This is a genomic window from Chitinivibrionales bacterium (genome assembly GCA_014728215.1).
GTDB lineage: Bacteria > Fibrobacterota > Chitinivibrionia > Chitinivibrionales > WJKA01 > WJKA01.
Genome location: WJLZ01000217.1, coordinates 1 through 7,607 on the forward strand (window position 1 = coordinate 1; position 7,607 = coordinate 7,607).

Below are 7,607 nucleotides of genomic sequence, written 5' to 3' on the forward strand. Positions count from 1 at the left end.
CCCGAGCCGGGCGTAGCCATCAGTCTCTACGGCGTATGTTATTGTGATCGCTTTGCTCAGCTTGTTTTGCTTAATTGCTAATTTTTTCTCATCTGGAGAAAGCGGGCTGTTTTTGCCTGTTTTTGTTGCGGGAAGTCCCACAAGAAGGTTTGGCTCGATAATCGCATGACCGATCGATGCTTCTCCGGGACTGCCGCCGCCGTGAACATCAACCCAGGTCCATGACAAATGCAAATATCCATCCGACCCCATAAACATAAACGGGTAGCTGTGCGAAGGCGGTTCATCTTCAACGATTACCGCTTGTGTCCAACTCGAGCCATCTTCACTCACTGAAATCTTGATCAGATCACGTCCCGGCGTATGGGCGCATGCATGCCACCCGTTGTCAAGTGTTATCGCAGCCATTGCCGATCCTCCGTTATCCGGTTGACCTGATGACTGGGTCCATGTGGCGCCGCCATCATCGGAGACAAACGGCGAACTCAGACGCATGAGGACTTTCAGGTTCTGATAATCGGGCGAAAGCACAATAAATGTAGGCTGAGTGCCTTCAACACATACTTCATTTAAAATCCAATTTCCCGAATAATAATTATCTGTTGGAGTCTGCTCGATATTAAATCGCCACCTGCTGCCGCCTTTCATCCCCGAACCGAATAAGAGCGAGCCGCTCGGAAGCTCCAATGGGAGCGCTTTGTCAGGGCCCCCGAACCTGTTGACATCCATGCAATGTCCCGAGGGCAGCAAAGGCAGATCGGTACCCCACGATCCATTCGGTTGATTCGTATAGTCGGGATATTTCTCACCATTCGGTGGTTCATACCAGGTTTCACCATTATCATCCGAGTAGAGCACTACCCCACTACCGTCCCATGCACCAATACGGAAATAGAGCAGCAACGGTGCATCAGGATTGACTTTCGGTTGAAACAGCACCGGATTAAAAACATCGCCACCGGTTTTGGTAAACTGCTTTGGCGTCGACCAGGTCCCCCCAACTGGTTTTTTGCACATCCATATTTCGTGCCCCTCGCCTTCTTCCTGCCCGGCGTAAAAAACACAGATCAACGTCCCGTTTTTTGCTTCAACAATCGAGGATGCATGACACATGTGATTGTCCGGGTCCTGATCGAGCAACACCTGAGGGTCAAACATGCGCTCTTTGAGGAGGATGCAATTCTGACGGTCTGCCGCAATGACTGTGCTATAGACCAGAAACAATGAAAAGATACACGCCTGAAGGAAATACATTTTCACCCCTTTGCTATATATTTAAGTTTTATTCCGGCTCAATCGGATGAGCCCGGATATGCCGGAGATAAACATGAGAACCGGATACTTGCCATAAAAAACTTTTTGCTGAACTCCCGCACCCTTTTTGCCGAATGCCCCTGCTATGGCTGTCCGGTTCTCATACAGTCTTCTCTCCTTCGCAATTTCTTTTTCTTTCTTTATCGCTGAATGTCGCTGTTTAGCTATATTGCCTCATAGCATAATCGCATATGTATTTTGTATCGGCACAGAACTGAATGGTGGTGATTAGATTGAAGCAAACGGAAGGAATTGCTCTGCGAAAACGCCGGAACTCCCCGCTCCATTTCATGATGGCTTTCCCCTTTGCCATTTGAATGTGCAGATTATGCAAAAAGCTGTCTGGGTATTAATAAATCCAAAAACAAATTGAATTGATGCTTGTTTTTGTTACATCAAATTTATATATTTATATAACTTATATATTTATTCATTTGCGACTTCGGCAACCTTATGGTACGCCGTTCCCTGAAAAGCCTGGGGGAATCGTCCTTACGGGACGAGGGGTTGATCTTTCGTGGTTTCATAACCCAGGGATTGCATCCCTGGTTATAGATAGAGTTATCTCTACGTGACAACTGTAAAAGAAATTGGCAGATTTAAACATATTCGGCCTGTCCCGGAAGGAAAACCTGGCCGTAGTAGCCAGGGATGAAGCCCCTGGCTATCAGAATCGATCCACATAACAACATATAGAAACATTCTTATGCAGGTCAGCGTAAAAAGTAATGAATAAAACCGTTTCATCACCTGGAATCCGTCGCGGCGTGCAATTTATAGTGCGTTCGATTCTGGATAAGCGGTTTGTTCCGGGGCAACCACTCCCCGGCATCAAAGAAATTTCATCACTTGCGGGCATCTCCTATGCCACCATGGCCAAAGCCATGGCCGACCTGCAAAGCCGGGGCATAGTCACAAGCATGCGAGGCAGCAGGAGCCTTGTTCTCTCGGGGTGCGAATCAAAGTGCCGGTTGCTTCTGGATGATGAAGAGACTCCACCTCCTGCACCGGCCGATATTCATCCCTTATGGTACCGCATTGCAGAAAAGATTAAAGAGGATGTGTTCAATGGTGTGTATTCCCCCGGCATTCCTTTTCCTTCAATTAAAGAGCTAACCGCCCGCTATGATGCCTCATATGCATCGCTTAAAAAAAGCCTTGCTCTGCTTTGCACCGAAAAGATTATTCATCCTTTCAAGCGCACATACGTTGTACCGCAACTCACATCAACCCAGCGGGACCGTCATATCGTCTATTTGACAACCGGCGATACCCAGAGGCGCCTTCACTGGAGCGCGTTGTACGAAGAAGGCTACCGGATGCTCGAAAAGGAGTGCAACAATTGCCGAATCGGTTTTCAACCGCTTGCGTATCATGCCGATGACGGTCCTCCTTTTTTTGCTCCTTATCAAAAAGATCTGGAGGATATTCCCGATAACGAACAGATCATGGGGTATCTTTTGTCCATCATTGCCCCTCATACCGGTTTAGACAGCGTTCTGAAAAAAATGGGTCATATCAGGAAACCCATTGCGATTCTGGATGTTACCGGATCGCTTGGACGCCCTTCATTGCTCGATAAGCCAAATGTCCGCCTTTTCACCGCTGCAGTTGCGCCCTCGGCAGGCATTCAGGTTGCGCGCTACCTGCTTCAACTCGGGCATCGACGTATCGCTTACCTCTCGCCCTTTCATGATTCGGTATGGTCGCCAAACCGGCTTCAGGGACTTGTGCAGGTTTACGAGTCGGCAGGAATAGCGGATGCGGTTGTGCCTGTTGTCCTGAATAATCCATCCATCGTTTATCCATTCTATCAAAAAGCAGCACTCGATAAGAGCTCGCTTTCTTCGCTGGTTGATGCATATAATAAATGGAAACTGAAAGCGCCGTCCTACTTTGCCCGGGAGTTGGACCCTGTTTTCAATTTCCAGCTTCCGGTACGCACCATCCCCTACGCCGAATACCGGCAACAGCTTCATGCGCTCTTTGCCCAGGCCCTCAAAGACCCGGGTATTACAGCCTGGGTTGCTGCCAACGATGACGTCGCGCTGGCTGCACTGGATTTTCTGAACAGAAAGAACATTGCGGTCCCCGGACGGATCTCGCTGATCGGTTTTGACGATACCACCGAAGCACTGCAGCACCATCTGACAAGCTACAATTTCAACATACAGACCCTTATGCGCCTGATGCTGAGCTATGTTGTCAATACGCGTTCATTGCCGCAACGGAAAAGGGCCGTTGAAGTTGACGGGATGATTGTGGAGCGGGCGACAGTAGGGAAAATATGAGGAAGAGTTGGAGTGATGAAATGATGGGTGCAGAATTCAAGTTCTTTTCCCCATTACTCCATAACTCCAGTACTCCAATTCTCCCAGCTCCTTACACTTATTTCAACACTACTTTTTCTGCAGGCATTGTGATGCCATCAATTGACGCACGCAACAGAAAAATCCCGTTCCGTCCGCCGGCATCGAGCATTACCATGCCTTTGCCATCCTGCTGAGTGCGGGTACGGCTGCAGATTTCTCTTCCATTCATATCAAAAAGAGAAACAGCAATGTCCGATTTTTCTTTTGCACTGCAGGAGAAATAAATGCGATTATCGACTGCATGCCAGGTATTGCCGGCATACCCGTGTGCAGTAGTAATCTTTTTGTCGGCTGATGTTGAGAGATGGCCGACAAGAAGGTCGGGATCTAAAACTACGTGTCTGACATAATCCGCATGGCGACCGCCATACGTCAGGTGGATCCGTCTATCGGGCCCCTGTTGTAATGCCGGTCACGCAGCCTCCGGATCGGCCGGATCCGCGTTCAACCCCGGCGGTGGACCGATATCCAGCTCAACCAGGATTTGCCACTCAGTGGCATTGAGATCCTGCGTTCCTGCAACAATGATATAGCCACGTCCACCGTGAGCACCGGCAGCTAGCTGCCACCCATACTGCTGGAGTGGACCGCCATATAAATCGACACTCAGGCCAAAGCCGCCGTTTTGAAGCGCTTTATCATTTTCAACATCGATGCGGCTCAACCCGGGATCCCAGGTGTTTCCTCCATCATGAGATCTGGCAATATAAAAACGATCACCCTGATCATATTTCCTCACAATAGCGGCAATTTCACCCCAGTTATTAGGATTGGGAACTAAAAAGCTATATACCATCCCGCAATAACGCTCATGCGGCGGATCATCACAGTCTGTCTGCGTAAATTCCCAGGTCCTGAACATATTGATTCCCCAGGGATCTCCACCGGGCTCAACGCCGGTATAGTTGTTCCCGGGAATAATGTACATCCCGCCATTGAATTCCTTGTCTGCGGATTTGAGCAGCGTATGGGTTGGATACCCTGCATTATTTGCATCCGGAGAAATCTCCAGCGGGGCTGCAGGCCAGGTACTGTGGATATCATCATACACATCCGAGGGAAACTCATACCGATCCGACCAGGTTTCGCCTTCATCGGTACTGGTTTTCACATAGCTCTTGCCGACATTATTGAACCCGTCAGCATAGAACATGAGCAAAGGAGCGCCGGGTTTTTTTGGCTGATACATGCAAATGTTTGCCCAGCTTCCGCTTCCGCCCCAGAAATCGGTTGGAACCTGCTCAATATTTGTCCACCGTTATTCGCTTTTGATATACTTGGCTCTGCAAAACTGCCCGGCTTCACCGGAATTATCCGGCTTGCACACCCAATACATCAAAACATCGCCATTACTCAATGTAACGGTATTGGTGTTGTGATTATACCCGAAATCATTATGAATCGTGTAGGCCTCAAGAATAGCATCGACACTTCTGCCGGCCGGTCCATGGGTATAATCGACTGCTGTGGCATTTTTTAATATGCCGGCGCACAAAAAAAACAGCAAAAGCTTCAGCATATGCCGCCTTTTTTGAGCTTGTGCAGCTCTCATATAACCTCCTTTTTGCATAAAAGTTTTAAAGATATAAAAACTATAGGGATTTCAGGACAATCCCTGCCTTACGCAATATAATGGAAGCACAAAACTGGAATGTCGATTATTTGATCTTTTTTGGGAGGGAAGATTATATATGTTATATATGTCAGATGATCATAAACTGATAATTAAGCAAAACTTCTTAATAAAGCATTTTTTGCTGCTTAATAACCTTACCGATATTCATACGCGCCGGCATCATATATTCCAGCAGTAGACCCTGAATATCCTGTAATATCATAATTGTAAGCAGGGGTCCCGCCGCCGAGATTATTGCTGCCATCAAGTGCCAGATAATCATTTGGGGTCCGGCTGAAAACAGGGACGCCTCCAGATGCGGTACGTTTGAAAAGCGGTTCTGTATCGCTTGTTGTGTTAATGCGGCCAAAGGTTAATGTTGGTAGATTAAGATTTGTGGTTCCATTTTTGATAACACAATTGAAAAGATACATATTCTCGAATGTGCTCTTTATAATTTGAGTCATGCCATCATTAGTTGGTGTTCGATCCAGCCAGAATATTGATTTCTCTATTCGCAGTAAAGTATCAGTATGCAGGTAACTGGGCCCTACATCAATGCAATATTCACCATTATTGTAAAATGTATTACGCTCTATAAGAAATTCTGCGGCAGTACCATATATTGCTGCAGCATAAAAATAATAGCTTTCATTGGGATTAATTTCCATGAAAACTGATGAAAACACGTGAACATAGTCGGCTTGAACTGCTCTGATCCAACCAGCCTGAACCGTATCACTGTAAAACACACAACGCTTTATGCTGGCTTTTGCCCCGGGTTTATAAATACGTATTCCATACTCTGTATTAATGTTTTTGAATGTACAGGCGTTAAGTTCAAGATATCCTGCGCTATCCATTATTACCCTTCGCACATATCCCGCTCCCTCAAAATTACAATCATCAAATATCATTGAGCTGTTCGGACGAGAAGTGATGTAATAATGCCCACCATCAACTTCAAAATTGCATTTTGACATTTTTAAATCGAAGTCGGTGTGTATATAAACAGCGGTGTTCAGTTTGTTTATAATATTAAACCCATCGATTCTTGCTGAGTTGTGAACCCGTATAAGTGTATCTGAATAGGTGAACTCTTCCAAATGATCGTCAAGGACAGTCACATTGACGTCCCTATCGCGCTGTGAACTATCTGTTTCCGTTCCTGCGAATCCACCTAATGCCTGAGCCGGTTTGTCAAACAGGTAGGCAGACGTCTGCAGGGTACCTGGTTTATAGGTCCCTGCGGCAACCCATATGCGCTTTGTCGCATCAGAGACATCGATTGCCGGCTGCAGATTGTCAAAGGCATTCGCCCAGGAAGTACCGTCACCGTTAGAAATTCCCTGTTTTACAAATATGATGTTTGGCCGGTGATATACAGTTAACGCAGCGGTACCTTCATTGCCGACATTATCTAAAGCTCGGATAGTCAAATCATTCCGCCCTTCACTGAGCTGCACCAGCGTATCCATGCTTGCTCCGTCGGATGTAAAGGATACTGCTACCGAGGAACTGCTGGTAACATGATTATTTCCGGGTTCACTTATTGCAATAACAGGCGCCTGTGTATCGCGATTCACCGTTATAGATGCGTTGACCGTATTTCCGCAGGCATCGGTATAACTGCGAGTGATCGTATTGGCATCCTCGTTGGCAAGCATCTCGGATGTCTGGTCGGTCTGCGCCACTCCATTAACAGTCCATGCAACAGTAACTGGGCTCTGGTTTGTGGTGCTGTTATCAGCCGGTGAGGTAATAGCTACAACCGGCAACCCATCGGTTGTGGCATTGGCTTCGCTGCTCTGCCCCGATAATCCGGACACGTTAACCGCTTCCACTTTGTAATATCGGGATTGTGAAGCTGAAAGACCGCTGTGTGTATAGGCAACACCGGTTGTACTGTCAAAAAGCGAATAGGCTCCTGTGGAACTTGCTGCCTGGTAGATATAGTACTGCGCAGCGCCGGTTACCGTACTCCAGCCCAGGTTAATTGCACAGGCAGATTGTTTCGTTGCAGTCAGTCCTGCGGGTATCGCCGGTCGGGTAATTATCGACGTACTATCCGCCGCATTGCCGCTGATATTGTATGCGGTAACTTTGCACCAGTACGTTGTACCACTGCTTAAACCGGTAATTGTGGTGTCATTACCGACGACACATTCAAATCGGGTAGAGATTGTGCTCAGCGATGTCCCATAATGCACGACAAACGAATCGGCTGTTACACTCTGCCAGGAAATAGTTATACTGCTCGATGAAGGCGATGAGATACTGGTGATCGACGGTGTACCGGGCGCAGC

Annotated in this window: 5 protein-coding genes; 1 reads left to right on the plus strand and 4 read right to left on the minus strand. The window is 47.4% G+C overall.

Annotated features, from left to right (window positions below):
* On the minus strand, positions 1 to 1,254 hold a 1,254-nt coding region (locus GF401_20260; GenBank protein MBD3347396.1), incomplete at its 3' end, for a hypothetical protein.
* Positions 1,255 to 2,042: 788 nt separating this feature from the next.
* Here GF401_20260 and GF401_20265 point away from each other — a divergent pair.
* Entirely contained in the window at positions 2,043 to 3,605 is a 1,563-nt protein-coding gene (locus GF401_20265) for a GntR family transcriptional regulator (GenBank protein ID MBD3347397.1), read from the plus strand.
* Positions 3,606 to 3,702: 97 nt separating this feature from the next.
* On the opposite strand, the gene GF401_20270 is transcribed toward GF401_20265, so the two are convergent.
* From GF401_20270 to GF401_20280, 3 genes are all read right to left on the minus strand, one after another.
* Entirely contained in the window at positions 3,703 to 3,855 is a 153-nt protein-coding gene (locus GF401_20270) for a hypothetical protein (protein MBD3347398.1), read from the minus strand.
* Between the two features lie 243 nt (positions 3,856 to 4,098).
* Positions 4,099 to 4,875, minus strand: a complete 777-nt coding sequence (locus GF401_20275; protein ID MBD3347399.1) for a hypothetical protein — start codon at positions 4,873 to 4,875, stop codon at positions 4,099 to 4,101.
* 69 nt (positions 4,876 to 4,944) lie between these two features.
* On the minus strand, positions 4,945 to 5,238 hold the full coding sequence (locus tag GF401_20280; GenBank protein MBD3347400.1) for a hypothetical protein: 294 nt from the start codon (positions 5,236 to 5,238) through the stop codon (positions 4,945 to 4,947).
* Positions 5,239 to 7,607: the final 2,369 nt, after the last annotated feature.